Origin of the sequence: uncultured Aquimarina sp. (assembly GCF_947492115.1) — a bacterium.
Lineage (GTDB): Bacteria > Bacteroidota > Bacteroidia > Flavobacteriales > Flavobacteriaceae > Aquimarina.
The window spans coordinates 609158-635120 of the sequence record NZ_CANLMM010000002.1; the positions used below are offsets into that span (position 1 = coordinate 609158).

At 31.9% G+C, this 25963-nt stretch carries 29 protein-coding genes; 20 read left to right on the plus strand and 9 right to left on the minus strand.

What is annotated here, in order from left to right:
* Window position 1: 1 nt before the first annotated feature.
* The 4 genes from Q1A73_RS08000 to Q1A73_RS08015 form a co-directional block, all read right to left on the minus strand.
* Window positions 2-2803 carry a CHAT domain-containing tetratricopeptide repeat protein gene (locus tag Q1A73_RS08000; protein ID WP_299603898.1) on the minus strand — a complete coding sequence of 934 codons (2802 nt, stop codon included), beginning with the start codon at window positions 2801-2803 and terminating at the stop codon, window positions 2-4.
* A 100-nt stretch (window positions 2804-2903) separates the two neighbouring features.
* Window positions 2904-3557 carry a hypothetical protein gene (locus tag Q1A73_RS08005; RefSeq protein ID WP_299603901.1) on the minus strand — a complete coding sequence of 218 codons (654 nt, stop codon included), beginning with the start codon at window positions 3555-3557 and terminating at the stop codon, window positions 2904-2906.
* Between the two features lie 146 nt (window positions 3558-3703).
* Entirely contained in the window at window positions 3704-3895 is a 192-nt protein-coding gene (locus tag Q1A73_RS08010; RefSeq protein WP_299603904.1) for a hypothetical protein, read from the minus strand.
* A gap of 73 nt (window positions 3896-3968) precedes the next feature.
* Complete coding sequence (locus Q1A73_RS08015) at window positions 3969-4538, minus strand: DUF3109 family protein (RefSeq protein WP_299603907.1); 570 nt, start codon at window positions 4536-4538, stop codon at window positions 3969-3971.
* A gap of 112 nt (window positions 4539-4650) precedes the next feature.
* Here Q1A73_RS08015 and Q1A73_RS08020 point away from each other — a divergent pair, with 112 nt between their 5' ends.
* Together Q1A73_RS08020 and Q1A73_RS08025 are read left to right on the plus strand one after the other, a co-directional pair.
* The gene (locus tag Q1A73_RS08020) at window positions 4651-5223 is read left to right on the plus strand and encodes a MarC family protein (protein ID WP_299603910.1); all 573 of its coding nucleotides are present in this window, start codon (window positions 4651-4653) and stop codon (window positions 5221-5223) included.
* On the plus strand, window positions 5223-5423 hold the full coding sequence (locus Q1A73_RS08025; RefSeq protein ID WP_299603913.1) for a hypothetical protein: 201 nt from the start codon (window positions 5223-5225) through the stop codon (window positions 5421-5423). The genes Q1A73_RS08020 and Q1A73_RS08025 overlap by 1 nt, the downstream gene beginning before the upstream one ends.
* Window positions 5424-5430: 7 nt before the next feature.
* On the opposite strand, the gene Q1A73_RS08030 is transcribed toward Q1A73_RS08025, so the two are convergent.
* From Q1A73_RS08030 to Q1A73_RS08045, 4 genes are all read right to left on the minus strand, one after another.
* The gene (locus Q1A73_RS08030; protein ID WP_299603916.1) at window positions 5431-5745 is read right to left on the minus strand and encodes a hypothetical protein; all 315 of its coding nucleotides are present in this window, start codon (window positions 5743-5745) and stop codon (window positions 5431-5433) included.
* A gap of 184 nt (window positions 5746-5929) precedes the next feature.
* The gene (locus tag Q1A73_RS08035) at window positions 5930-7510 is read right to left on the minus strand and encodes a S41 family peptidase (protein ID WP_299603919.1); all 1581 of its coding nucleotides are present in this window, start codon (window positions 7508-7510) and stop codon (window positions 5930-5932) included.
* On the minus strand, window positions 7510-7941 hold the full coding sequence (locus Q1A73_RS08040; protein ID WP_299603922.1) for a dCMP deaminase family protein: 432 nt from the start codon (window positions 7939-7941) through the stop codon (window positions 7510-7512). Before Q1A73_RS08040 ends, Q1A73_RS08035 begins: the two co-directional genes overlap by 1 nt.
* A gap of 85 nt (window positions 7942-8026) precedes the next feature.
* Window positions 8027-8611 carry a HupE/UreJ family protein gene (locus Q1A73_RS08045; RefSeq protein ID WP_299603925.1) on the minus strand — a complete coding sequence of 195 codons (585 nt, stop codon included), beginning with the start codon at window positions 8609-8611 and terminating at the stop codon, window positions 8027-8029.
* 218 nt (window positions 8612-8829) lie between these two features.
* Between Q1A73_RS08045 and Q1A73_RS08050 the strand changes: the two genes are divergently transcribed.
* A complete protein-coding gene (locus Q1A73_RS08050) occupies window positions 8830-9645 on the plus strand; it encodes a mechanosensitive ion channel domain-containing protein (RefSeq protein ID WP_299603929.1) in 816 nt (271 codons plus the stop codon).
* Window positions 9646-9751: 106 nt separating this feature from the next.
* Here Q1A73_RS08050 and Q1A73_RS08055 read toward each other — a convergent pair whose 3' ends face one another.
* Window positions 9752-10306, minus strand: coding sequence for a hypothetical protein (locus Q1A73_RS08055; protein ID WP_299603934.1), 555 nt, complete (start codon window positions 10304-10306; stop codon window positions 9752-9754).
* Between the two features lie 537 nt (window positions 10307-10843).
* Here Q1A73_RS08055 and Q1A73_RS08060 point away from each other — a divergent pair.
* The 17 genes from Q1A73_RS08060 (at window position 10844) to Q1A73_RS08140 (ending at window position 25961) form a co-directional block, all read left to right on the plus strand.
* Window positions 10844-11449, plus strand: a complete 606-nt coding sequence (locus Q1A73_RS08060; RefSeq protein ID WP_299603937.1) for a hypothetical protein — start codon at window positions 10844-10846, stop codon at window positions 11447-11449.
* A 53-nt stretch (window positions 11450-11502) separates the two neighbouring features.
* The gene (locus tag Q1A73_RS08065) at window positions 11503-12675 is read left to right on the plus strand and encodes a hypothetical protein (RefSeq protein ID WP_299603939.1); all 1173 of its coding nucleotides are present in this window, start codon (window positions 11503-11505) and stop codon (window positions 12673-12675) included.
* A 466-nt stretch (window positions 12676-13141) separates the two neighbouring features.
* Window positions 13142-15118 carry a TraM recognition domain-containing protein gene (locus tag Q1A73_RS08070; RefSeq protein WP_299603941.1) on the plus strand — a complete coding sequence of 659 codons (1977 nt, stop codon included), beginning with the start codon at window positions 13142-13144 and terminating at the stop codon, window positions 15116-15118.
* A 34-nt stretch (window positions 15119-15152) separates the two neighbouring features.
* The gene (locus tag Q1A73_RS08075) at window positions 15153-15686 is read left to right on the plus strand and encodes a M23 family metallopeptidase (protein ID WP_299603945.1); all 534 of its coding nucleotides are present in this window, start codon (window positions 15153-15155) and stop codon (window positions 15684-15686) included.
* A gap of 36 nt (window positions 15687-15722) precedes the next feature.
* Complete coding sequence (gene traM, locus Q1A73_RS08080) at window positions 15723-16934, plus strand: conjugative transposon protein TraM (RefSeq protein WP_299603948.1); 1212 nt, start codon at window positions 15723-15725, stop codon at window positions 16932-16934.
* 1 nt (window position 16935) lies between these two features.
* Window positions 16936-19284, plus strand: a complete 2349-nt coding sequence (locus Q1A73_RS08085; RefSeq protein ID WP_299603951.1) for a TraG family conjugative transposon ATPase — start codon at window positions 16936-16938, stop codon at window positions 19282-19284.
* A gap of 12 nt (window positions 19285-19296) precedes the next feature.
* Entirely contained in the window at window positions 19297-20142 is an 846-nt protein-coding gene (locus Q1A73_RS08090; protein ID WP_299603954.1) for a DUF4138 domain-containing protein, read from the plus strand.
* 2 nt (window positions 20143-20144) lie between these two features.
* A complete protein-coding gene (locus Q1A73_RS08095) occupies window positions 20145-20660 on the plus strand; it encodes a hypothetical protein (RefSeq protein WP_299603957.1) in 516 nt (171 codons plus the stop codon).
* Between the two features lie 10 nt (window positions 20661-20670).
* Window positions 20671-21276, plus strand: a complete 606-nt coding sequence (locus tag Q1A73_RS08100) for a hypothetical protein (RefSeq protein WP_299603960.1) — start codon at window positions 20671-20673, stop codon at window positions 21274-21276.
* An 87-nt stretch (window positions 21277-21363) separates the two neighbouring features.
* Window positions 21364-21903: a hypothetical protein gene (locus tag Q1A73_RS08105; RefSeq protein WP_299603963.1), complete on the plus strand. Its 540-nt coding sequence runs from the start codon at window positions 21364-21366 to the stop codon at window positions 21901-21903.
* A gap of 30 nt (window positions 21904-21933) precedes the next feature.
* On the plus strand, window positions 21934-22479 hold the full coding sequence (locus Q1A73_RS08110; RefSeq protein ID WP_299603964.1) for a hypothetical protein: 546 nt from the start codon (window positions 21934-21936) through the stop codon (window positions 22477-22479).
* Window positions 22466-23047: a hypothetical protein gene (locus Q1A73_RS08115; RefSeq protein WP_299604001.1), complete on the plus strand. Its 582-nt coding sequence runs from the start codon at window positions 22466-22468 to the stop codon at window positions 23045-23047. The genes Q1A73_RS08110 and Q1A73_RS08115 overlap by 14 nt, the downstream gene beginning before the upstream one ends.
* Before the next feature lie 16 nt (window positions 23048-23063).
* On the plus strand, window positions 23064-23963 hold the full coding sequence (locus tag Q1A73_RS08120; protein ID WP_299604003.1) for a hypothetical protein: 900 nt from the start codon (window positions 23064-23066) through the stop codon (window positions 23961-23963).
* A gap of 10 nt (window positions 23964-23973) precedes the next feature.
* Window positions 23974-24255, plus strand: coding sequence for a hypothetical protein (locus Q1A73_RS08125; protein WP_299604006.1), 282 nt, complete (start codon window positions 23974-23976; stop codon window positions 24253-24255).
* 44 nt (window positions 24256-24299) lie between these two features.
* On the plus strand, window positions 24300-24680 hold the full coding sequence (locus tag Q1A73_RS08130) for a hypothetical protein (protein ID WP_299604008.1): 381 nt from the start codon (window positions 24300-24302) through the stop codon (window positions 24678-24680).
* A 217-nt stretch (window positions 24681-24897) separates the two neighbouring features.
* Window positions 24898-25524, plus strand: a complete 627-nt coding sequence (locus tag Q1A73_RS08135; RefSeq protein ID WP_299604010.1) for a hypothetical protein — start codon at window positions 24898-24900, stop codon at window positions 25522-25524.
* An 11-nt stretch (window positions 25525-25535) separates the two neighbouring features.
* On the plus strand, window positions 25536-25961 hold the full coding sequence (locus Q1A73_RS08140; RefSeq protein ID WP_299604012.1) for a PH domain-containing protein: 426 nt from the start codon (window positions 25536-25538) through the stop codon (window positions 25959-25961).
* The last annotated feature ends 2 nt before the right edge of the window (window positions 25962-25963 follow it).

A 25963-nucleotide genomic window follows, 5' to 3' on the forward strand; every position in this document is an offset into this window, starting at 1 on the left:
CTTAGGTATTACTGCTTTTTACTTTCTTTATAATCACTATAATAACAGGAATAAAAAGCAGTAATAACCACCATAAAAAAGAACTACTACTTTCCAAAGGAGTGGTATCACCAGATATCATAAATCCTGACCAATAATACGGATGCATTAATAAATCATCCTCAGCATTTTTCAGATACGTTAGCTTTGCCTCTCTTAACGCTTGATCTTTTGGCAATGATTTATTAAGGTTTTTATAGAAATCATACATTAGATCTGCTGTAGTTTGATCATTAATTTTCCATAAAGTATTTACTAATGATTTAGCGCCAGCATAACTAAAACCTCTTGCTAAACTTAACATTCCTTCTCCTTTCTCCAATTTTCCTAATCCTGTTTGACAAGCACTTAGCGCTACTAAATCTGCATTGATATTATATCCGTACAAATCCTTCACATATAACAACCCATTTTCACCACTATCATCATTAGCAAATGCTAAATAGGAATAGTCAGGATATTCATCGTTAGTAGCTGCATGAGTGGCGAAATGAAGCATGCTATAAGTCTCCGAATTCTCTGAAAAAGAAGCCAGAGACGCTTCATTACCAATAATAGCTTTTCCATTAAAAAAACTAGTAATCTGTGTTACTTCGTCTGTATTATATAACAACGGTCCAAAATTAGGCCTATCTTGAGAAATATTATTACCAGCTTTTTCAAAACTAGGTGCATATGCTACTAAATTATTCCGCTCACTTTTTGATGTATTTTGTTGTTCTCTAAGTAAGGTGGCAGAATTTGTATATGAAATTTGATATTCCTTAATAAGATAATCCGCAGCATTATTCGAAGTCGTTAACGCTTCAAACGGAAGGTAGTTCAAAATATCGTCGGGGATAATCAATAATTCTTTTGATTCAATTTTTTCCAAAGGCTTCATTAAAATTCTTTTATATACCTCGTAGCCTTCGGCATAAATATCTGGTAGTTCTTTAACATTTAGATTAGATAACAAAGAATAAAAATTTGTTATCATCTCTCGATCCTTCTTCTCTAAAGGCACCTTATAAAAGTATTTGCGATGATCTTCTAAAGTGATCACATACAAGTCTGTACTCGTCGCAACATAACTGATCAATGCTTTATTTTGGAGCAAACTCTCTGATATTTCTTCTAAACTTACTACATCAGCATTATATTTTAAATCATAATATTTTGGATACTTTTGCTCCATATCTGAGATAAAATTATAATACCTGTTTTTTAGTTGAAATAAGGAATCGAAAACAGCAATATCCGATCTTTGATTAAAGAATTTCTTTTCTAAATGAATAATATTTGCTCTGAATTGTTGCTCCTTATCAATGATTTCTTCAGGTACTCCTCCAAAAGAGCTTGCTTGAGTACTTCTAGTTGCTTCTAACAGAATAACACTTTTACTTTTTTCGGAAAAATAAAATGCTGCATCTATATATTTCGATTCATTTGTAGCAGTATACAAATCAAAGGCGATCTCTACCATACTATGAAAAGCAGGATACATTTCTGTAATTAGAAATTGTTTATCAATTTTGCTTTCGAATTCTGGTTTTAACAGATCTAACGTTTTGATAATATCATTAGAGGTGGTAAAAGCTATTTCGAGGTCTTTAGTATTATTATTTTTTTTGAATAGTAATTGAAGTGCTTTTAACTTTTCTTTTAGCACTTTAACCAACGCTAATTTGGATAGTACTTTTTTTGGATCTGGATTAACTTTAATATCTTTATTTGTAAAATCCGGTGCTAATTGCATCAAAGATTCTTGATAATATTCCAAAGCTGTAGAAGGATCTTCTTTTAACATATACAAACTACCTAAACCGGTATAAGCTTCTGCTACATCCTGATGCTTCTGATTTTGCCTGTAAGTAAGGGTCTTATCTAAATAAGATTTGTAAAAGGTTTCTGCCTTCTCATACTGTTTATCTGAACTATAAATTTCTGCATACAATTTCTCAGCAGATCTTTGAAAAGCATCATTTTCCACATAATACGATTCACTTTCCTTTAGCATAATAATTGCCTTAGCAATGCTATCTTGGAATAAGTAATTATTTGACAAACGTTGATAAGTGGATAATAAGCTATTTTTAGATCTTGGGTTATCCTTATCTAAAAGATAAAGTGCTAGAGATTCTTTTAACAAATCATTCCCTTTTTTAAAATTTCCTTGTTTCTCATAAACCCTTGCTAATCGAGTATTTGTATTTAGTTTCTGTCTGTTCCAATCAACATCTGAGTACTTTTCTATAATGGACAATGTCTTATTATGATATTTCATAGATAGATCTAATCTATCTAAATCTTCGTATATAGAAGCCAAGAAAGAATATGCTGAGTTTAACTCATATAAATCATCTGGGGTTACTTCATTATCACCTAAGTCACTTTCTATATCATTTATAATCGCTTTTATGTTTTTTTCTGATTCTGGATAATTCTTAATATCATAGAAATAGTTACCCTTTTCCAACAATAATCTTCTTTTAAAAAATGTTGAATAATAAAGCGTATCAGTCCTTTTATCTTCTGTTAGAATATTTTCAAATACATCTATGTTTTCTTTCAAAGAGGTTAAATCATAATGATATGTATTACACCTAATTAGAAATAACAATATGGTAAGTTTATCATTTAAAAAATCTTCTTTTTCAGCTAAATCAAAACTCTTTGACAAAAAATAATCGGCACTATCTCTTTGCGTATACAAAAAGCTTTGCCCTTTAACCAACAACGACTGCACTTTATCGAATTGTTCTTCTGGAGATTGAGAATACACTGAAAAACAAAAAAATAAAGACAAAAAAGAAACAAAAAATCTCATAAAAAAAGCTCCCAAAATGATTGAGAGCTAAGTTACTTATTATTTATGAAGCTTACTAAAGGTTAATATTCCCTGTTATCGAATATGTTGTAATATCCTGAATTGGAGGGAAAAACTTCGAAATCTGAACAGTTACCACTCCTTGAAAGTCAATATTCTCACCTATAGAAGTTTCTATAAAACTAGTATCCTCAAAATTTTGAATATTACCAAATTCTGCTAAAACTTCCTGATTTTCTGAAAAGACTACTACCGATAGACCTTCAGGATTTCCTTCTAACAATACTTTCATTAATGCTGTAAAGTTTAAAGGGTCTTGACAATCACATGGAAGTGGTGGTGGTGGAAAAGGCCCTAATCTCGGAACTCTTGGTCTCAAAGAAACATCACTAAGAGCTTCTTCAATCTGAGAGTTCAGGAAATCAATTTGTTCTGTATTAACCTCTCGTTGATTTTCTAACTCTTCTAATTGAGCCTGCAGATCCTCATTATTTGGATCATTTTCTAGATCAGTCATCACGGATATGATCTGTTCCTCAATTAGATCATCTTGTCTCAAAAGATATAAAACATGAAGATCCTGTTCTAAAAATATTCCTGTTTCTTCAGCATCAGGAATCTTAATATCGTCTATAGCATCGTCATCACTACAGCCAAACGGAACTGCAGCAAGCATAAACATAGCGATACATACTTGAATTGTTTTCATAAAATTATTGTTTTGGTTTTAATGTTAGTATTCCTTTTCCCTTTTAGGTAAACATTAACAACCCTAAAAATAAAGAAAAGTTTTCCATATCAAACAAAAAATCCTTAAGATGAAGCTCTTAAGGAATGAAAATATTAATCTTTTATTTATTTTGGTGGACAATTAAAAGCTAAACCACAAGGCCCAGGCAATGGAGGTCTTGGTGGTATTTTTATACTTTTCTCAGATTTCAATTCAACATCATCTTCCAGGCCAATTTCTTCCTCAACATCTGATGTCGAACAGGAAACGAATAAACCAATACCAAAGATTATGGCTAATACATTCAATTTTTTCATAATACTAAAATTTAACGTTATGTAATTAAGTGTCTTTAGTATTACAATTGTTACCAGAAAATTATCGAAATTTCTATTTTTTTAGCCCTTCGGCTACTTTTTCCAACTCCATATACCAATCCTCTCCAAACTTGCGTATCAACGCCTGTTTTACAAATTTATAGATAGGAACTTGTAGTTCTTTCCCTAAGGAACAGGCATCATCACATATATCCCACTTATGATAATTCACTGCTGAAAACTCTGTATAATCTTGTACTCGAATTGGATATAAATGACAAGAAATTGGTTTTTTCCAGTCTATTTCTCCTTGATTATAAGCTTCTTCAATAGCACATAGAGCAGTACCTTTTTTATCAAAAATTACATAGGCACAATCAGCACCATCTATTAATGGTGTTTCTAATTCTCCATTTTCTGTTTTGATAAAAGTACCTTGTTTTTCAATCGCTTCAATACCTTCTTGCCTTAAATATGGCTTTACTACAGGATATATTTCTTTAAGCTTCTGTGTTTCTGCCTCATCTAGTGGTGCTCCTGCTTCTCCATCGATACAACAGGCTCCTTTACAGGCAGAAAGATTACACACAAAATCTTTTTCTATAATGTCTTCTGAAACTATGGTTTTTCCTAACTGAAACATATTGCGAAGATAGTTTTTATGAAATATAAAATTTACCGATTATTAATCTTTTTATGCTACTTTTATAATACGGAGTATATATAACTTTGCATCAACCAAAAAACTAATTAAAATGAACTTTGACCCAAAAGAAATACTTACAGCAAGCATGATATTATTTGCGGTAATCGATATCATTGGTAGCATCCCTATCATTATAGATTTACGAAAGAAAGTTGGTCACATCCAAAGTGAAAAAGCCTCTATCGTCGCCGCTATTTTAATGATCTTGTTTCTTTTTGTAGGGAAAGAAATCCTGAATCTTATTGGTATCGATGTAAATTCGTTTGCAGTTGCTGGTGCTTTTATTATTTTCTTTCTTGCCTTAGAAATGATACTTGGTATTCAACTATATAAAGATGATGAACCTGAAACTGCTGCAGTGGTTCCTCTTGCGTTTCCATTGATTGCAGGTGCAGGAACTATGACATCAATACTATCACTTAGAGCAGTATATCAACCCGTTAATATTGTGATTGCAATAGTGATTAATATTATTTTTGTATATCTAGTGTTAAAGTCTTCTGGAAAAATTGAAAAAGTATTAGGAAAGCAAGGAATTAATGTGATTCGAAAGATATTTGGCGTAATTTTGCTAGCTATAGCAGTAAAACTATTTGCTACTAATATAAAAGGTTTATTCTGATGAAATATTTTATTTATACGTTAATACTTATTGGTGTTTCCTTGATTATCTACAATGCTACTGTTTTAGATTTCAGTAACCTGTTACTAGGAGATAGCAAAACAGCTTTAATGAGTATTATTGCTTCTGCATGTGTCATTGTTCTATTACTTATATTATTAGTTTCTAGAACTATTCAGCAGAAATATGGAAAAAGATAAATAAGGGTTACGCAATAAAGGTAATTAGAAAGCAGGCAATAATTACTGGTGGTACCGAAACCACAGCAAGAATCATAAAGAAATTATGTAATTTTCTAAAAATCAAAGAGGTTTTTAATGCCTTTTTTAGTTTCGTATCTTCTGTACTTTCTATGTGTTCCCTAATTAAATCTCCTGAAACATAAGAGGAATCAACTAAAATCTCATTATCAAGAAATAAAGACGCACTATTATCTAGCAATCTAAATCCTACCGCAATAATAAAAAAGAAAACGGGAGAACAGAGCGCAATAGCAAGAAGGTATTCTGATAATTCTGACATATTTTGGGGGTCGCTTTTTGTATTAAAAATACTACTAAAATGTTAATATAACCAAAGTTATAGCGCTTATTAACAAAAATATTAAGAAAAGAACAAGTATAACCTTTTGAAACATCAATTTTCTTAACGACTTAGTAATTTTTGGGGACATAGGATTGATCCCAATACAAGAACGTCTAAATAATTACTCTGGTGAAAGGGATAAAACCTTTTGAATCATTTTATCATCCTGATTAATAATTTTTTCGAACTCATTCGTACCAAATAACTGTTGTGCCATAATTGCCTTTAGATACTTTTTTAATTGTTCTCTATAATTATTAAGTTTTAAATCAACCCCATTTCTTCTTGTGTAGGCCAAAAATCCTTCCGCGAACTCATCGTCTATTTGGATTTCTTCTTTGAACTGGTCTTTTGTTAATTGGTTATAGTATTCTCTTTTCTTATCTAATTCTTCAAATATATATCCTCCCATTCTACCAGAGCGCAACATATAATCTAATGTTTCACCAACTCTGGTTGTGTCCTTACTCACAAATATATCTGGTATTATTCCACCACCTCCGTAAACCGTTTTACCTCCAGGAGTTTTAAATTTTAAGGAATCTGCCACCTGAATGCTGTCTGCATTTTGTAATTCCCCATTTTTATACCTCTCTAAATATTCATTAAAATACTCTTTATTCCCATTACTATAAGGTTTCTGAATGGATCTTCCTGTAGGCGTGTAATATCTTGAAATAGTTAATCTAATAGCACTACCATCGCCCAATGCCATTTCTCTTTGTACAAGTCCTTTTCCGTAAGACCTTCTTCCTACGATCGTACCTCTATCATTATCTTGTATAGCTCCAGCAAAAATTTCGCTAGCAGAAGCAGAGTTCTCATTTATCAGAACATAGATATCTCCTTTTTCGAAACTTCCGTTCTTAGTTGCATAATTATTTTCGATGGCTCCTTTTTTGTTTTTAGTAAACATAATAAGCTCATCATCTTTTAAGAACTCATCTGCCATTTTTAGTGCTGGCGCAATAAATCCACCACCATTATCTCTAAGATCAACTACCAAAGTCTCTGCTCCCATATCCTGTAAAGAATCTAATGCTCTTTTAAACTCAGTATAGGTCGTTTCTGCAAATCGGTTCACTTTGATATACCCCATCTTTTCTTGGAGCATATAACTAGCATCGACACTTTGCAAGGGAACTCTTCCTCTTTTTACCACAACATCAAAAACACCTTTTCCCCTTCGATATACTTTTAGTTGTACCTGACTATTTAATTCTCCTTTAAGTTTATCTGCTAATCGATCTCTTCTTAATCGTTCACCATACAAGGTATCTTGATCCGCCATAAGAATGCGATCACCCGCCAAAATTCCAGATTTTTCGCTGGGGCCACCTTTAATGGTATTAATAACTGAAATAGTATCTCTATACGGATAATAACTTACACCTATTCCGATAAAATCTCCCTGCATACTCTCTGTAATACCTTCAAGCTCTTCTGGTGGAATGTATACAGAATGTGGATCAAGATTTTCTAAAATTCGATTAACAGTAACGTCTACAATGCTATCTGTATTAATTTCATCCACATACTCATAGTCGATATAATCTATAAGCCTATTTAATTTTTCCTTCTTGGCATTGTAAGAAAACAGCTTAGCAGATGGGTTACTAAAGTTGAGTTTACTACCTAAAAAAACTCCAACTCCCATCGCTAAACCAATAAATAATGGCAAATATTTTTTTGAATAACCCATTAATCTTCCAAGTCAGTTATCTGTTCTATTTCCACACCAGCTTTCTCTAAAAACAAAAGCCCTGAATTATCTTTATATCCATTCTGATATACAATTCTTTTAATTCCTGCCTGATGAATTAACTTACTACACTCTTTACAAGGAGATAAAGTAATATATAAAGTTGCTCCTTTACAAGATTGTGTTGACGACGCAACTTTTAAAATAGCATTCGCCTCTGCATGAAGCACATACCACTTAGTATACCCTTCTTCATCTTCGCACGGATTCTCAAAACCTGTGGGTGTTCCGTTGAACCCATCAGAAATGATCATTCTATCTTTTACAATAACCGCACCAACTTTTTTTCTTTCACAATGTGACAGTTTACCCCATTCTCTGGCAATTCTTAGGTAAGCTTTATCATACTTTAATTGTTTCGATTTGGGCATATAGAAAAATTGGATTGCATTACTATCTAATAAACTACGAATATATTATGACTATGTGTCAAATACAACCCTAATTAATAAATAATTACCATATTCTATTGGATATAATCATGGGAATTACCATTCCGATTACTATGGATGAAATCACTAAGATCCAATCTCTTTTAGAAAATCTAAAAACAGTTTGAACAACAAAACCAAGTACTAAAACAATTAGCACAACTATTATTTGTGATATTTCTATACCCAGTGCAAATTCTAATATAGAAAGTACTTTATATTCTCCCATGGTACTGATTAAATCAAAATACCTCGAAAAACCTAAACCATGTATTAATCCAAAAAAGACTGTAACCGCATAAAGAACACCTATTCTATCTTGCTTAGTCGAATTTTTCGCAGTAATTACATTAAATAATGCTGTAATTAAAATGGTAATTGGTATTAGAAACTCTACTAGTTTTGAGTTTACCGAAACTATATCATAGGCGGCTAAAAATAATGAGGCCGTATGACCAAGAGTAAACAAGGTAACCAGCGTGAATACTCGTTTCCAATCATTGAAATTATATGCTACTATAAGTACTATAAAAAATAGAATATGATCGTAAGCTTCCCAATCCAATACATGGAAAAAACCAGCTTTAAAAAAATACATAAACTCAGACATAAATTTCGCTTTTTTTTGAGGTTGCGTAATGTACGATTAAAAAGAATAATCTAGAAGTATTGTAGGAACTCTTATAAAAAAATTAGGATTATTTACCTTTTAAAGCAGCGATTTGTTCTTTATCGAATATTTGGGATTCTTAGAAAAAAATAAACCCAACAAAAACTATAAATCCTTAATTTTAATACATAACAGATAATTAATTTAAAAATTGGCTCATGGATATTCAAGAATGGATAGATAAAGGATTAGATTTTATTGTAGATTTTGGACCAAAAGTTGTTGGTGCAATTCTTATTTGGATCATTGGTTCCTGGATTATTAAAAAATTAATAAAGGGAATTACTAAACTAATGTCCGTCCGCAATTATGACGAAAGTTTGCAAAAATTCCTTGCCAATCTACTTGGTTGGATATTAAAAATTGTATTAATCCTTGCTGTTCTTGGAACAGTTGGTGTAGAAACTACCTCTTTTGCTGCTATTATTGCAGCTGCAGGTTTAGCAGTTGGATTAGCTTTGCAAGGTTCTTTAGCAAATTTTGCAGGCGGTGTACTTATTATGATTTTCAAACCTTTTAAGATTGGGGATTTAATTGAGGCACAAGGAGTATTAGGTGTAGTTAAGGAAATAGAAATTTTTACTACAAAATTATCCACCCCAGAAAATAAAGAAGCTATTGTTCCAAATGGAACTTTATCTAATGGAAATATCATCAATTACACCTCTCAAGGTAAATTAAGAGTTGATCTGAATATTGGAATCGGATACGGAGATGATATGAAAAAAGCAAAAGATGTAGTAATGAAAGCGCTAACTGATAACCCTAAAGTATTAAAAGATCCTGCACCAACAGTAGCGGTAAGCGAGTTAGGAGACAATGCGGTTAATTTAGTTGTGAGACCTTTTGCAAATGTTGATGATTATTGGGATGTATATTTTAGCGCTCTAGAAGATTCTAAAAATGCATTAGATGCTGCTGGTATCTCTATACCTTATCCGCAGAGAGACGTTCATATTCATAATGTAAACTAACGTATATTAGAACTTTTTATAACTTAAAAAAAGGCTTCATTACTGAAGCCTTTTTTATTTTCAAAATATTATAATATTACAATACTATAGCTAAAAGCTTTTGATTTTATTTTCCCGACCTTATCCTAATTTTACCATTCCTCGCTTCTCTTTTTTTCATACTCTTATCATAACCTTCTTTTGTAGGGTACATAAATTCTGGAGTACCATCTTTCATTAACGTATCTATAAACCTATCATAATCGGATTTCTTTCCGTTTCTCTCATTTGTTCCTCCTTTATATTTAGGATTATAACTTTCTAAAGAGGATTGTGATTGCTCCTTTAATTGTATTTTTTTCGTCTCTAAAAGCTCCCTACAATCGTTTAATGGAAGTTGAAGTTGATTATACAATCTCATTCCTACACCATTTAACTCTCCTTTTTGATTCCTTTTTATCTTATCAACTTCAGAATAAAAGTGTATTAATTTTTTAAACGCTCTATTAACATCATTTAATCTATTTAACGCTTTAAAAGACTTCTTAAACCTTTTTAAACGTTCTTCTAACAAGGCAATTCGATCTTCATCCTTTATTATTGGATTTTTTAATCTAATCGAGAACAATTTATTTTCTATTTTTTGAAAATAATCTTTAATAAAATCCTTATTCGTTCTCATGATTTTTATTCATTATCAGTTGGTATTCTGTTTCCTCTTAATAAAGGTTATTTAACATTAAACCCTTATTATTTTGAGATAAATTTAAAAACCAGAAATAGCAACTTGTGAATATTAAGTAATAACCGGCTGTTTTAAGTAATAAATGGTCAAGTATATACCTTCTACACACCTTCAAGAAATTAAACACAAAAAACTCTTCAAACATTATTCAATTCTCACTACCGAATAACTTTCATTCATACTTCATAGGATGTTAGAGGATGTCGATTATATCTAAATAAACGAGGTTAGCGAAATACATCTTTAACCACTATTAATAATTAAAAACGTTCTGTGGCACCATCTATTACACTAAACTTACCATCTATTGATTACATGTTCTAATGAAGGTAAATCTCTAGTTAAATTGGCATCCGTAATATAAAAAGTTAGAGCTCCAACCTTTTTATGGTTTGCAATTAGCACGAAAATCAAAAAAATAACAATACCCTGGAAAGAGAAACATCCATAATAAGATTAAACCTGATTCGTGATATGATCTTGGAATCTATTGCTAACAGATACCAAAAAGAAATTGAACGTGCCCTGCAACATAATCAAGAACAATACACAGCTATGCTACTTAACACTATAGTATCTGTTCAGGATAAAGTAGTCACTCAATTACATCAGGATCTTACACCATTGGCACTCCAAAATATAGTTACTGATCATGTAGAAAATAATCATCTAAATACATATCAAGCAAATTTTATAAATGAAATAGTTGTAGCATCTAGCGATCAGCTATCGATGTCCCAAAAACTAGAAAATGCATATAAAGCCACTAAAGAATTTATAGAAGAGCACCAACAAGGTTTCAGTAAAGAAGAGATACAAAAACTAATCAAGGAAAACCTTTTGGCGCAACCGCTATCAAAAGAAGCATCAAAATTTCTTACGGCTGCATCAGATAACGCTATAGAAAATGTATACAAATCGTCAAATAAATTTCAACAAAATGGAGAAACCTACACCCGTGATATGTTGTCTCAGCTTACGCAATTACCAAAAGGGAAAAGGAATGAAGCACCCAAACCATTAAACGAAAATAAACTGAAGCAAAACAGTCTAAAAACCGGTAAGAATCCCAGAATTTAAAACAACAAGAATCAAAACTTTAAAAAATTACTCATACCTAAAAAAACATATACATGTGGCTACCAAAAAACTTAGGAATTGATAACCTTTTAATAGAAAAAGGAATAGATCCGCAAATATTAAAAGAGGTTTATAAACATGACTTTGAAACGACGAAAATAGTAAACGGTAAAGCAGAGAATATCCCCGAGAACATAGCTACGTTACGTAGGATTGATGGTGTATTGCAAAGCCTAACAACTGATGAGTTAAAAGATTTATTTTATTCTCAGGAAACTACAAAAGCAGGAAAAGTTTTTCGTTCGTTACGAAAAAGAACGCTCACTGATGAAGAAGCTATAGATGCTTTAGATCCTAATAGACATAGGGAGGATTTGAGTGAATCCATAAGATCTTTGGATATAGAAATAAATAAAAAAAAACGAGCTATACTTCAAAATCCTGATAATCGTTCCAAATATGAAAATGAAATGAAGGATAAGGAAAGTCAAAAAGCCGAATTAATAGCAGAACACGAATTAAGTGATCGACAATTAAAAGTTTTACTAAAAAAACAGCTTAGAAACAATCCTAAACCTTGGGATGATAGAGTAGCCGTTAACAACGCCGATAAAAAAATAAAAGATCGCGATAAAAAACACTCTTCCAATGTTGGCAGGTTCGGTCTTAATACGGGTATGGGGATAGGTTCCTTAATTGCAATTCTTTTTGTTGGGGGTGCAAGTGCAGCAGTTGGTGCAGCATTAGTCGGAGGTGCTATCGGAGCTACATTAGGAGGTGTTGGAGGCATGTTATTATTAGCTGGTCCAATATCGCGCCGGATAAATAATCATTATATACCAATAAGTAAAGCAAAAAGACAATCTAAACAAGTTAAAGAGTTAATTGAAAAAAGAACTAATAAAAACACAAGAAGCCAAGAACTAATTAATGAAAAAGACACATTAGAAAACAACCATAGGGTTAGTCAAAAAATTAAAAATACAGACTTAAAACCAGCACATAAATGGGGTAAAGGAAGAAGGCTTGGAGGTGAACTTCAACCTTCAGACAACTCTACCACACAGGGACAAGAGGGACCAAATTTTGATGACATGCCAATAACAACGACTAAAAATGGCATGTATGAAAAATTTATGTACCGCGTTGGAAGTAAGCATCGCCCAAAACCTCCTCCAAAATTTAAACCACGTCCCCCATCACAGCCACGAGGACTAACTCCTTAATTATTGTTACTATTTTGTTTGTTATACTCAAGTTATTTGAAGCTATCACTTTCAAAAACAAAAAATCTTTATATACATTTTTAAATGGCTACTAACATTACAAATAAGTTTTACTATAAATATCATTCCATACAAGCGTCGAAAAAATTATTTATGGTAATTCCAAAAAATAAAACTCCTTGATTTTATAGAAAATTATTATTCCATATCCCGATTTACGTCTTGTTATCATGTAATGACCTGATATTACTGATACATAACACCAATATCCCGTCTTAAATGGGGAAAAAGGCATATTAACTAAGTGTAAAGTGAACATTAAGAGCATATTTTTTAATAAAAGTGTCCCGCTTTTGTCTCACCTAAAATCCCAGATGCACATGCGATTTTATCTAGGTTTGCCCCAGTTATGATTAGCAATAACACATTGATTCATAAAAGTTCAATTTGAAAAAAACTATGACACATGAAGGACAGTAAACTTTCTATAGATATGATCATATTAGTTACCATGCTGCTATGTATTTGTATTCTGGGTGTTGATATATATACGTATTATCTAGATGATTTTACCAAACATGGAATATCATCGAAATATCTGAATAATCTTATTTATAAGCTATATAAAGAAGCTCCTATTTTCGAACACTCTTTTTTTAATCGAAGCATTGTTCTTTCTATTTTTTCTTTTGCTTCTTTTGGGTTTCATGTGAAAAAAAAGCCAGAAGGAGATGCGCAGCATATGCAATATTACATAACACTAATCATAGGTGCTCTCCTATTTATTCTAAGTGCTGAATTTCCTATTTCTTTAATTCCACACCTGATTGTAACTACTGTATCTCTAGTTGGATTTATCTGGGCCTTATTTATGATCCGAAGACATTTTAATTATTTCGGAAGTAAAGACGAGTTTAATGATGAAAACCTTGTTTTTAAACAGGAAAAAGGGGTAATGGATAATAAATATTCGGTGAATTTTAAAACCGATAACGGATATATTAATGTAGTAAATCCTTTTAGAGCCACGATGGTTCTTGGTACACCAGGTTCTGGTAAGTCTTATTCGGTAATAGAAGAGTATATAAGACAACATATTAAAAAGCAGTTCTCTATGTTGGTTTATGATTTTAAATTCCCATCACTAGCCAAAGAGACCTATGCCTTCTATGAATACTACAAAAAACAATTTAACATTGAACCTACGTTTAACGTAATCTCACTTGATGACATTGAGAAATCTTGTTTTGTAAATCCTATCAGTCCAGATCTCATACGTAAAGCTGCGGATGCAATAGAAGCTTCCCAAACGGTACTTTATAACTTAAATAAGGAATGGATAACCAAAAAAGACTTTTTTGCACAATCTGCAATCTCTTATTTTGCTTCCTGCATCTATTTTCTAAAGATTTATGAAAACGGAAAATACTGCACATTACCACATGCAATAACTTTGGCATCTTGTTCAGACGAAAAAGTATTTAGAATTCTTGGTTCTTATCCAGAACTAAAGTTTTTTATGACCCCTTTTGCTGATGCATTAGAAAAACAAGCTTATGAACAATTGTCTGGTCAAACCGCTTCTGCCAGAATTCCCCTATCACAGCTTGCAACAAAAGAACTTTTTTGGGTAATGGGAAACAATATATATCCAGAAATTAATGTATCTCTTAGTATAAATGACCCCGAAAAACCTTCGATTTTGGTACTGGCAAATTCACCTGCCACTCAAACTACCAATTCACCTGCTTTAGGTCTTATTGCTACACAATTACTGAAAGAGATTAATACTCAGAAACGTCAACCCTGTTCTGTTATTATTGATGAGTTACCTACCATGTATTTTATGGGATTAGATAATCTTATCGCTACCGCGAGGTCTAATAAAATTTCTACAACTATCGGTATGCAGGATCTAGAGCAATTAAAAAGAGATTATGGGAATGAAGTAGCCGCAACGATATTCAACATTGTCGGTAACATTTTCAGTGGATCTGTAAGAAGTGAAACTGCTTCTAAACTACAGGAGATTTTTGGTAAAAAGAAACAAAAACTAAAGAATGTGAATGTAGATACGAGCAGTACTTCATATACCATTAATGAAAATCTAGAATACGCAATTCCAGTCTCCACTATTTCACAATTATCACAAGGAGAATTTGTAGGAGTCGTAGCAGATAATTTTGGTGAAGAAATTACCCGAAAAATATTTAGAGGAAAAATAAAAGTTGATACTCGCCAAGATCAAGTTAAAAAACCAATTCCAAAAACCATTGGAGAAGACAATGATATTGAAAAATTACTTGATGGTAATTTTAATCGAATTGTAGCCGAAATAGACAATCTAATTGATGAAGAATTGTCAAAATTTGGCGAAACACTACAAGAGCAGGATAATGACGATAATCAAAATGATCTTATTAATGAAATCATGAATTCTTAAAAACCATTAAAAATCAAACCTTCAATCATCTCTCATGAATATCAAACTCATATATACGGTACTTATGGTATTTGCTTTTGGATTTTTATGCAAGGCTCAAGAAACCCAGAAAAAAACAACCAAAATACCTGTCAAAAATATTCCAATCTATTTTCCTTTAAAAAAGAAAGATTTCATAAAAGTATCTTCTCCTTTTGGTTACAGGAAACATCCAATTCACTTAGAAACCAAAATGCATTCTGGAATTGATTTGGTTGCACCAAAAGGAACTGCGGTATTGGCTACTGTTGCTGGGATTGTAGAAAACTCTTGCTTTAAAAAAGGATATGGTAACTGTATTACCATACATCATTTATCATCTGTAAAAACTGTGTACGCTCATTTATGGATAAATCTGGCCAAAAAGGGCGATATCGTATCCCAAGGGCAAGTTATTGGATTTGTAGGAGATACCGGAATAACGACTGGACCTCATTTACACTACGAGATACATATCAACAATCAAAAAATTGATCCAGTATCTGTATGGAAATATATCCTAAAAAATCAAACTAAAGACAAAGTATAAAACCTATCAGCTTTCATACAAAACATTTTATAAACCATGGACAAAAAAAAGAAAACTATTGTTGCTATTGTTGGAGTAGGTTGCATAGTACTCTTAACAGTGTTATTGAAAATAATCATCTTCCCTTCTAGTCAAGCTCAAAAAAGAAAAAATCAATTATCGATTAGTACCCCAAAAGTAGATGAGCAAAAAATAAAACCTAAATCAAAAATAGAAGAGTACGAAAGAGAGTCTTTTGACAACATAGAAAGAAGCGATGTGGTTAAAGGATTGGGAAATGTTGAGAAAGAACAAGAAGAAAATGTAATGGATGAATCTCTTATCATAGGAGATGAAACAGAAACTAGGGACAAATTACCCGAAATTTTAAAGAATACAAGAAGGAAACAACCTAATTACGGAAATCAATCTACCCCTTCTTTTCGTCCAGAACCTGTTAATGATGAAATACAACAACTCATGGAGCTACAAGAACAGTTAATGGCACAGTCCATGGAGCAGGTTTCTCCTAATGGAAATTATACAGATATAGAAGATATTCAAAAATTAATGGAAACCTATAGCGAAATTACTCAGGCTTCGCAACAAAATCAAACTGGAATTGGAGGGCTTGCTGTTAATCAACTAACACCCGAAAAAATAACAGAAATAAGTACAAATGTAAGTGAAAAAATCGCTGGGCAAATTCAATCTAAATTCAAACAACAAAATTATTTCCATGGTGCTGGATCAGGTTACAACAAGGATGAAGTTTTAGGACTTATCCCTGCTGAGACTGTGGATCAAGGAATTCTTGTTCAAGGAAGTACAATAGCAATCAGAACAAAAAAAGAAGTCCGTCTTACGAATCCAGCAGTTTTAATTCCAAAAGGTGCGATCGTATATGGTAGAATATCCTTTGGTACAAATCGCTTATTAATTGATATCAATAGCTATAAGGACAGAGATCAGCTTTATATTCTGGATTTCAGTCTTTTTGACTTCGATGGGATTGAAGGAATTCATCTCGGGAATCGTACATGGCCTAAAATGCCTGGACAAGTTGCAAAAGATGTATACAACTATGCATATCAAAAGGGAACCCAAGCAGCTACTTTCGGCAATAATGATTCTGGAGTAAATCTAGATGAAGCCAAAGATATTGCTATACTCTCTGCTACTAAAGAAGCTGGTAAAGAAGCCTTTGACAAACGAAGAGTTTTTATGCCAAAGAAATATCATTTATGGTTTAATATAAACACTAAATAAGATGAATAATGAATCTTTACATAAGGTTTTCCCTATCTACGCAGTAGAAAATGACTTGATCATTTCAAAAAATGGGGATATCACCGTAGGTTATAAACTACAACTACCACAAATTTATTCATTAGATAAAGAGAGTATTAACCGAATCAATCAGTTATTTGACAAAATCATCCGTTCTCTTCCAGAGAATACCATTATTCAAAAACAAGATTATTTTTTCGTTGATAAAATAAAAGAAGCAGTAACCCAAGGAGATCAAATGCTTTCCAGAAGTGATAACAAATTCTTTTATGAGAAACCTACCCTTAGTCATGAATGCTATTTATTTATTACCAAAGATTCTAAGAATAAAATAAGCTTAACAAGCAATACAAAATTGTATCAAAAATATATGGATGAGGTTAACGACTTTCTGAAAGTTGTAAATACCAGTATTTCATTTTTGGCAAAAGAAGAATTTTTTGAAGTGAATTCTCTGTATTCTGAAACGATTATAAACATACTTGGTAAGTATATTTCATTATCTGCCGAAGGACAGCAATCATTAAAAGATTTGTTTTTTGACAAACGCTTACAAGTGGGCGAAAAAATAGCTGAAATGTACGCTATTACTTCCTATAATCAATTACCCCTATCTATAGAAACCACCAAAAAAAATATAGATTTCTCTACACAGAGAACCGATTTTCAGATTCCATTTATACAACCTGTTTGTCTTGGTCTAGAATGTAATCATATTTATAATCAGGTAATCTTTATTGATAATTCCGAAAAGGTATTTTCAAAACTTAAAACAAAACTAAATCAGTTTAAAAGTTTAGCCATTTTATCCAAAGAAAATGAGGTTACCTATGATCAGATTGATCAATTGGTGAATAATGTAATTGAAAAGGAATTGCGTTTTGTGTACCAGCACTTTAATATCATTTTATGGGATACCGAAGAGGATAAGTTAGAAAACCATAAAAATCAACTAGAGAATGCATTTAAAGAATTATCCATTACTCCTTATCAAATAAAGCATTCTTTAAAAGATCTTTTTATGGCTAATGTTCCTGGAGCCTGTGCTACAATTCCCGAGATATACAAGTTTATTGGTATCTCCGAACAAACACCAGTCTTCCTCAATTTTGAAAGTTATTATCAGGGTAATAAGGACGGAATACTACTCACTGATCGTAAAAATGGAGCTCCAGTTCGGTTAGATCTATGGATAGAACCTGTAAAAAGAGGATTAATTGTAAATAGAAATCGTTTAATCTTTGGTCCATCTGGTACGGGTAAATCATTTTTGATCAATCATATTGCTAGTCAGTATTATGAGCAAGGACATCATATTGTAATGATTGATATTGGTAATTCTTATAAAAAACTGTGCAATTTGGTAAAAGGACAATATTACGCTTACGATCCAGATGTACCTTTGGAATTCAACCCATTTCATTTTAATCATATTGATGAAGTTAATAATGACAAAAAGATATTCTTAACCTCACTTATCATCTTTTTGTGGAAGGGTGAAGACCCTTTTAGAAGAGAAGAAAAGCAAGTAATCGGTTTATATCTGGACGCGTATTATGAGACATTTAAGCATGAAGACGATGCTTATCCTTGCATGGCTTCATTCTATGAGTTTGTGGATAAAAATGAAGTAATGGATAATGAGGAAAAGTATTTTGATAAAATAAGTTTTCAACTCTCTTTACGCGATTTCTACGATGGAAAATATCATAAAATACTCAACTCCGAAACTCCTATAGATCTGGTACAAGAACGATTTATTGTTTTTGAAATGGACAATATCAAGGACCATCCTGTATTATTCCCATTAGTAACTATGCTATGTATTGATGTAGTTATGAGTAAAATCAGAAAAATTCCTGAAGCAAAAAAATCCATTTTCATTGATGAATGTTGGAAACCTATTTCTAAAGGAGAAATGGCTCAGTTTATCAAATATTTATACAAAACTGTACGTAAATTTTATGGGGAAGTAGCTATTGCGACTCAGGATGTAGAGGATATTCTGGATACACCTGCAGGACCAGCTATGATCAACAATACAGATACGATGATTCTTTTATCACATAAAAAGAAAATGGCTACTAAAGATAAGTTTGCCCAATATCTTTCATTTAGTGAATCAGATTTAGAGAAACTCTTTTCCACAGATAAACGAGAAGTTTTTATAAAAGTTGGAAGTGTTTCTAATGTATATAAAGTGAGTGTATCACCAGAGCGATATGCCTGTTATTCTTCTAATGCAGATGAAAACAAGATCATTTTTGATACCTATCATAAGCAAAAAAACATGGAACTAGCATTAACTGAATTTGTAGAGACACTTTAAAAACAAACATCAATGAAAAAACAAATCACTTTCATAGTCGGCTTGACCTTACTGACTTGCAACACTATATACTGTCAAAAAAATTTAGTCCCATTATATGAACAAGATACGCTAGAAGTATCAGATATAAAGACTACCCATCTTTTGTTTGACCAAAAAATTAAATACCTAGATGTTGGATCTCCTTATTTCGTGGCAGATACCACACAACAAATGATTAGGCTAAAACATATAGGAGAAGAATTAGTAGATGTAAAAAGTCAAATATCCAACCTAACGGTAATTACTGAAGATGGCGGTTACTATTCTATAGTACTAGGATTTAATAGGTTTTCTAATAATCTAACTTATAAAGTAAAAAGAACTAAAGCCTATGTAGATGTAGTAAAAAAAGAAGCCAACAAGGATAAAGAAGAATCTGCTGTTTTCGAATCTATATGCAAACAACTGGATCGCCATAGCAATAACAAACTACGCATTAAGAACGGAAAGTCTGGTGATATCAGAATTCGTGTTACAGGAATTTTTTATATCAAAGAAAAAATCGGATTACGTCTTGAACTAAAAAATGAATCTCCTATAGACTTTGATATCGACAATTTTTTGTTTCGAACCAAGTTACGTAAACGATTTACCAAAGACTATTTATACCAGGAACGTGTCATACAGCCAATTAATATCTGTACAGATGATTTTGAAATCATTGGCGAAGGTCAAAAAAAAGTAACCTTATTATTTGACAAATTCATGCTCAACGAAAAGGAAAAACTATCTGTTGACATTTTTGAAGAGAACGGAGGAAGATCTGCAACGCTGAACATTTCCAGAGAAGAACTATTAAAACCTAAAGTAATTTAATAATGAAAAAGCTAATCATATCTCTAATGGTTATATGCACTTACAATCTTAGTTCTGCACAGATACCATATTTCGATATTCCCGGTCTTATTTCCAGAAACTTTGAAGCTAATAATGCTCAAAACTTACAGCGACAATCTTTAAGAACTAATCTAGGTTTTACGGCAGCGGCAGCCACAGCAGGTCTAGAAAAACCTTCGAGAGTACGATTTAATTCTGGAATCACAAGTCTGGTCTACATCAATTACTTCGAATACAATACCATGTGCAACAGTTATATAAATCCTTTTAAAAAAAGTAAATGTCAGAACAAGTATAACTATTTAAGAAATGCACATCAAAAGGTCTTATTACTAGCCACCACACCCACGTTAAATCAGGTTAATCGTGGTGTGCAAGAGCAGATCACAGAAAAATACATTCATATAACCAACACTATTTTAAAAGAACTAGAAACTCTAAAAATACAAGTAGAAAAAGATAATTTTTATACACGGCTTTTGTTCGATAATCCTTAAAAATCTAATCATGAAAATAATCTATCAATTATGTATCCTCGTACTTTTTAGTATTCAGGTTGGGTATGGTCAATTTATTCACCTTCATACCCATATTAATAATAACGATGCACAAACCAGAGCAAAATTATCACGCTTGATTACTATTCTAGGGATTAGAAATACCACATTAACTGCTGTTAACAGCCAATTATCAAGAGCTTTAGTAAGTCATCAAACTCAACTTAATTTACAATACCGACGAAACCCACTTTTCGACAAACGGAATGAATTTATTGCTAGTTCTTTAGGAACATCATTACTAAATCTAGGATCTTCGGAGATAGCGAATAGTCCTCTCCCGTATATGACCAAAGAAAAAAGAGAATATATGAAGGAAGCAAATATGGATCTTGCTCTTTTACTCGCGCTACAATATGTAAGTACTTCAAAAATCAAATCCTCCAAAAGACAAGAAATTTATCGTCTGCGTAGTAAACTTCTCAGAGAATTTTCTAAAAACGGAAGAGATGCTAGACAATCGCTTTTCCTATCTGCAGCAGGACTCTCAGTTCTTAACTATGAAGAGTTTCTAGAATTGTATAAATACTTAAAACTTATTCAAATTACCATGTAATGTAAGTAAATAAGCTTAACGAATAAAAATGGTTTTAGACGAAATCCTATTTATGATGAACATACTTCTTTCTAAAAACAACTAGCAATGAAAACTAAAAAATGGTTAACAATTTTATTCATTCTATGCTCAGTTGTATTAAATGCACAAAGCTTTCCTTTTCTTACGGATCCAGGATCATTAACTGGCTCTGGTGTATCTACAGGACTATATTCTGGTTCAACAACCGCGGAGAGAAATACACTTAGAAGGATATCAGGATTTAATGCAGACTACGGAAAACGATTAACCTATCTCGTTACTTCTGCTGTGATCTCTAATAAAATAAGAGATGAAATTTTTGTTTCTTTTAATAGGTATTATGATTTAAAACGCAGAAATGAGTCACTATCTTTTTTTAACTATTCCAAGAGAAAGGAAAATCAAAAAATGCTAAAATTCATTGAGAAAATGCTTATTAACACGCAAAAAGCATTGCTAACTCAAAGTAGTATTAATGTTATTTATGGAGAAAAGCTAAATCTATTTCAAAATACGATGAAGTCTTTAACAGAAATACATAGATCCATGGATATTGTAGAAGACAATATTGATCGCAGTAAACTCCTTCATAATTTTTTCAACTAAAAAATGCAAACTAATAGATCAAGAATACTCATGAAACTCATACTAACTTGTATCACCTTTTTACTCATGTTCAATTTGGCAAATGCACAAATAACAATAAGTTGGACGGTTCCAGGGTGGTCTCCAGACTTATTATCACAGTCCTCTTATAACCGCATTAATTTAATTAACGGAACATTAAATACTCAAGAGTTAGGAAGAGCTGGTAGTACAAGAATATTTACTGATCCTATAAACGATCAATTAACAGAGTTGACTAGTTATAATTCAGCTTTTGGGATTCAATTGGTATCTCTTAAAAACTTTATCAGCGGATCTACTTTTAGCAGTGTAACTGGATATAATAGCTACGGGTATATAAAGAAAAAATACCCTTTGAACCCTGCCTTCGGCAATGATACTTTTAAGAATGGTGTCATTCAACTAAGATTTAAGCGTAAACTAGAATCCGAAAGTCAAAAACTTAGCGACTACCTTAATCCTATAAATCCTATCCCAGAAGGTGAACGTGTATTACTAATACTTACAGCATTAGAAAATGTAATCAATCTAACACTAGAAAATGAAACCTATTAAACTTGTTATCGTTTTACTACTATCTAACTACTGGATGCTGGCACAAACACATTCAGAGAGTATTGCTGATGCTTTTGTTGCTGGTCAAAAAGCTACCATTAACGCAATGCTTGGTTATGAACTATCACAAAGAAACCTGCAAACTGCTCTTTTAAAAGGGTTAGAAGAAACAGAGGAAAGCTATAATTCAAAAAGAACATTTTCTGCTTCAAATATTGGAGCTAATTCATTGATCATTTATGCGGCACAAAAAGAAATTCAATTTCTAGAACAAAAGATAAGAGATATACGTGCAAATATTAGAATTCTAAAAGTAACTTCTTTTCTATTCGGCTCAGGTTTATCTAGATATGAAAATGAACTAAAAAAAGAAGAGAATTACCTAATGAAAATAAAAAATGAGAATGGCATTATAGCCAGCGGTGTATTCATTAGTGGAGGAACAGGACATGTATACACTTCATATCTAAAACTATTGATAAGGATATCCCCTATTAAAAACAACATACTTAAGATAAATAAAGAAATAAAAGCAAGAATGACTGTGACAAGGATTTTTGCCAGATAATTAAAAAAGATACATCATGTGGGAAATTAGAACAATTTATGAAATCATTGGTCAAATTGATGCCTTTCTGTACGAAGGAAACGGCACAGTATCGGCCCTGGATGGCTATATCGATTATATGCTTACACCTTGTCTTTTATTCGCAGGTGTACTGATGCTTATTTTTGTAAGCATCAAGGTATTCACTTATTTTACAAATCCTTCAAGTAATATGGATCCTTATATTTTGGTTAAACCCATATTAATCTTAGTAGCATTAACATTCTATAAACCTTTAGTCGAATTATTGCTATTCGAACCATCTGAGTTTATTACTAAAATTATCGAAGAAGCTGGGTTAATTGCAACCAATACCGAAACTATCAATAATTTTGATGATATCTGTAATAATTTTCTAACTAATTTTTTTGATACAGTAGATGAAACAGAAATAAATAACATTTTTGATTTAATACAACTCTTCCCTCTGTTTGAGATAATACATTTTTTTATACAAATAGTTGCTTTAGTTGTTGTAGGATACATTATGATGCGTCAGATCATTATGAAGGCTCTTTATTTTATTCTGGGAGTACTAGTTTTACCTCTAGCTTTAATCCCAGGTAATTTTGAAGCCTTAAAGAAATGGTTTTTAGGATTTCTTGGAGTGCTTTTATGGATACCCTTGTTACGCATATTCCAGACGATTCTTTTATTAATTCACAAAGCACCTACACAAGCTTTTGGACAATCTTTATTTGAACTGGTCCTTCAAATTATTATGATTGTTTTTATTCTTCAGGTACCTAAATACGCCAACTTTTTGGTTAGTTCCGGTAGTGAAGCAGGAGAAGGATTAGGATCTGTATTCAGTTCTGCAACAAGCCTTTACTATCTTAAAAACAGTATAAACCCTATTACCAACAGGAAACAATAATCCAATTATTATGGAATATAAAACACCCAAAGTATTAGAGAAAAAACCTGTAATAGCAGGCTTTGATCTAGCAACAATTGTAGTGATTGCGGTATGCTCTATACTCTTTTTATTCACTGTATTTGTTTCATTTCTACTATCGATTGTATTTATCGGAATCGCAGTTGTATTTGTAAAAATTCAAAAAAAATATCCTCAAAAAGGTCAGTTAAGCACCTTATTAAAATACAATTCCAGTATCAAATGTATACGAATTGAACAGCCCTTAAGATCTCTTTTAAAAACCAAATAAACTCTTTAACTAAATATACAATTACTAAATCAAATTTTAAAAAAATGAAAACAATCAAATTAAATCTAGTACAACAACATCTAAATAAATTGAATGTTACATCATTAAAATCCAAAATCAAAACCCCTAAATTGATTTGTACCATTCTTTTAATAGTACTGCATATAGCTCCGGTTTTTGCACAAGATACCGTTGAAGGGCAAATAGCAGAGTGGAGTACTTCTATAAGAGCTATTTTAAATGCTGCTGTTGGGATTTTTTCTATCGGAGGAGGATTTCTAATATTTATTCAATATATGCAAGGAAACGAACAAGCTCAGAAAAACTTTGTTCGATTCATCATGGGATTAGCCATCTTTGGGCTAGTAGCTCTCATAGCCAATATCTTTTTACCAGATGCGGCAGACATAGAAATACAAGACTAATACGCTTAACACCTAATATATACTAACCCATGTAAACTATATAAAGGGTTATTCAGTATTGCTTAGAAAATGATTTGCAGCAAATACCCAGCAAATCTAATTCTATCATATATTCTTGAATTGCTTTTTTTCCCCATTAAAGTATCGCAAGTGATATCGATTCATATCTGGATAACCCTCAACGTTTGTAAATAACTAATAGCACAAATTAATACTAATGGACTTAAAATCATTAAAGAATATTCCGGCAAGTTTCGCTTTAGCAAAAAGAGCACTATTATACTGTTTAATTATCAGTATGATAATTTCTATCGGAAGTCTTGTCTGGGCCTTTGTTACAACAAACAATATAAAAAACACCGCTTTTGTGTTAACAAAAGATGGTCAGGCCGCTATGATGCAAGGAATCTCATTAAATGAAGTGGATGAATTCAGAAAACCAGAAATCATAAATCATATAAAAATGTTTCATGAATCCTTCTGGGAAATAGACCAATTTAATTACAAAAGACGAATTGATAGAGCCTTATACTTGTCTGGAAGATCAGGTAAGCAATTATTTAAAACATTACAAGCTAATGGTCATCTTGCCAAATTGGTGACAGAAAACTTAACTCAAAAAATAGATATAGACTCTATAAAAGTAAATGATAAGGTAACTCCTTATAAAGCAAAATTCTATGGTAAACTTAGAGTATCCAGAACTGATCAAAAAGTAGAATCTGTGAATGAGTTTAGAGCAAATTTCGTGCTTCATAATGTGGCTAGAACTAATGAAAATCCTCATGGTTTATTAATAGAAAACTATCTTTTAAAATCTAAACCGATTAGTATTCCTAAGTAAAAGATTTAACTATGGAAGTAGAAAATAACATCTGGAAAGGTACTCCATCACAGTGGATGAACTTTATGTTTTACATATGCTGTGTTATTTTAATTGTGGTATTTGGGTTAGGATTAATCCTTGCCTTATGGAAGTTTCTAGATACAAAATATAATAAAGTAACGATAACGGATCAGCGAATTATCGAAAAACGAGGAATTCTTTCTATATCAACAAACCAATTAGAACTCTATAGAGTAAAAGATATTAGACTGGAACAACCACTCATTCTTAGAATATTTGGACTATCTAATATCATTTTAACAACTTCAGATAGTACTGATCCATTATATATTTTAAAAGGAATAGAAGAAGGCAATACGTTAACCGAAAAAATAAGGATAGCAGTGGATCGCAGAAGGGATGTTAAAGGAGTTAAAGAATTAGATTTTCATTAAAC